Genomic DNA, 2,641 nt, shown 5'->3' on the forward strand with positions numbered 1-2,641 from the left:
TGGAAAAACCGGTCAATTTGACCACCTAATTCCGGAGTAAATTGACCACCCGTTCCGGAGCAAACTGACCACCTGATTCCGGAGCAAATTGACCACCAAGTTTTGTGTTTAATTAACGATTAAAAACTATTGATTTTTTCATGTTGTTAGAACCATACATTCGTTAAAAATATACGGATTATGGCAAACAAAATAACAGACATGAGTAAAATTAGAAAAGTAATTAAATTCTATTGTAATGGAAAGAGTAAGTTGTTTATAAGTAGCTACTTATCCCTTTCAAGAAATACGGTAAAGAAATATATTTCTTTATTTGAAGTTCTCGGATTGAGCTTTGAATTAATCGACCAAAAAACCGATGCAGAGCTGGAACTTTTATTCTCCCAAACTAGTGTAGAGGCCATTAGCCCTAGATTACAGACACTTTATGATTTTTTTCCTAAAATGGAACGCGAACTAAAAAAAGTTGGCGTTACCGTACAGCATATGTGGGAACAATATATCGCTGTAAATCCTGATGGTTATCGAACTTCACAATTTCATTATCACTACAATATATGGGGCAAACGAGTCAATCCGGTCATGCATATGAACCACAAGGCTGGCGATAAAATGTATGTTGATTATGCCGGAAAGACACTCTCAATTATTAATATAGATACCGGAGAAGTCAAAGAAGTACAATTTTTTGTAGCAATATTAGGAGCCAGCCAATACACGTATGCTGAAGCTTCCATGAGCCAGCAGAAGGAGAACTTTGTTGACTCGGTAGAGAATGCTATGCGCTTTTTTGAAGGCACTCCTGCTGCCATTGTTCCGGATAATTTAAAATCTGCAGTAATAAAAAGCAGTCGTTTTGAACCGACAATCAATGAAACCCTGGCTGATTTAGCAGAACACTACGAAACTACAATCCTGCCTGCCAGAGCTTACAGACCCAGAGACAAATCATTAGTTGAAGGAGCTGTTAAGATATTATATCGAAGGATTTATGTAACCATAAAAGAAACCAAGTTCTTTTCTCTGGAAGAATTAAATCAGCAGATCTGGAATTTACTTGACTCTCATAATAACAGAAAACTAACAGGACGCCCTTATTCCCGCTTTGAATTATTTTTAGAAGACGAGAAAGAAAAACTGCGTCCACTGCCACAAGATCGTTTTGAAATTAAATACCAATCTTTTGCAACAGTAATGCAAAACGGTCATGTTCAATTAAGCCAGGACAAAAACTATTACAGTGTTCCGTATCAATATGTAAAAAAGAAAGCAAAACTGTTATATACCAAATCAACGGTAGAGATTTATTATAAATACAATCGAATAGCTGTACATCCAAGAAACTACAAACCTTATGTCTATACAACAACCCCTGAGCATTTAGCCAGTACACATCAATTTGTAGCCCAATGGAGTGCAGCCCGCTTCATTGAATGGGCCAATAATATTGATGAGTCAGTAGGAGAATATATAATGCAGATAATCGAAAGCAGAAATCATCCGGAACAGGCTTATAAAAGTTGTTTAGGAATACTGAATTTTGAAAAAAAGGTAGGCAGACAGCGATTAATAAATGCCTGCAGGCGGGCACTTGATTTTAAAATTTACAATTTTAAGACCATACAAAATATTTTAGAAAACAACTTGGATCATATTGATTTTGATCAAGAACCTGAGCAGGAACTTCCCGATCACAGTAACATAAGAGGAAAACACTATTATAACTAAATTAAATCTTGAAAAAATGAATGAATCCACAGTAACCAAAATGAAACAAATGAAGCTTTATGGCATGTTTAATGCTTTTAAAACAGCCATTGAAAGCGGAAAAACAGATCATTATACCCTTGACCAGTTTGTATCGATGATTATTGATGCAGAATGGGATGAAAGGTACAATCGTCGTATTGAACGAAGTATCACTAATGCCAAATTCCATTACAAATCAAATATTGAAAGTATCAATTTTGATGTATCACGTAACCTGGACCGAAACATGGTACTGCGTCTGGCAGAATGCGAATTTATAGAGAAAAACGAAAACATTTTAATCACTGGAAGCACCGGTGTCGGTAAAAGTTATTTAGGTACTGCATTAGGTTATCAAGCCTGTATACAGGGTTTTAAGGTCAGTTATTTTAATACCTCAAAATTGTTCGCTAAACTAAAAATGGCTAAAGCAGATGGTACTTATCTGCGGGAACTTACCAAAATACAAAGACAGGATGTTATAATACTTGATGATTTTGGACTCCAGGCACTTGACAGCCATAACCGAATTACTCTTTTGGAGATCATAGAGGACAGGCATAATAACGGCTCTATAATCGTGACATCACAAATCCCAGTTCAGGGCTGGTATGATATAATTGGAGAAAAAACGATAGCCGATGCAATATTAGACAGACTTATACATCAGTCTCACAGGCTTGAATTACATGGAGAATCGATGAGAAAGAAAAGAGGAATAAACAAAGAGTGATATTTTATTATATTTGAATACTAATTAACAGATGAAAAAATATAGTTTTTAATCAAAACTTGGTGGTCATTTTGCTCCGGAATCAGGTGGTCATTTTGAAATGGAATCAGGTGCTCACTTTAAAACGGAATGGGGTGATCAATATAACCGGAATTTGCA

At 35.7% G+C, this 2,641-nt stretch carries 2 protein-coding genes; both read left to right on the plus strand.

The window, feature by feature from the left end:
* Positions 1–201: 201 nt before the first annotated feature.
* Positions 202–1,728, plus strand: a complete 1,527-nt coding sequence (istA, locus tag B0A75_RS19480) for an IS21 family transposase (protein ID WP_244284434.1) — start codon at positions 202–204, stop codon at positions 1,726–1,728.
* A gap of 16 nt (positions 1,729–1,744) precedes the next feature.
* A complete protein-coding gene (istB, locus tag B0A75_RS19485) occupies positions 1,745–2,482 on the plus strand; it encodes an IS21-like element helper ATPase IstB (protein ID WP_089055939.1) in 738 nt (245 codons plus the stop codon).
* The last annotated feature ends 159 nt before the right edge of the window (positions 2,483–2,641 follow it).

The sequence above is a fragment of the Flavobacterium oncorhynchi genome (assembly GCF_002217355.1).
GTDB lineage: Bacteria > Bacteroidota > Bacteroidia > Flavobacteriales > Flavobacteriaceae > Flavobacterium > Flavobacterium oncorhynchi.

Bases quoted from the DNA above. Each gene is read 5' to 3' on its own strand.
- istA (WP_244284434.1), top strand. From the start codon at position 202: ATGAGTAAAATTAGAAAAGTAATTAAATTCTATTGTAATGGAAAGAGT.
- istB (WP_089055939.1), top strand. From the start codon at position 1,745: ATGAATGAATCCACAGTAACCAAAATGAAACAAATGAAGCTTTATGGC.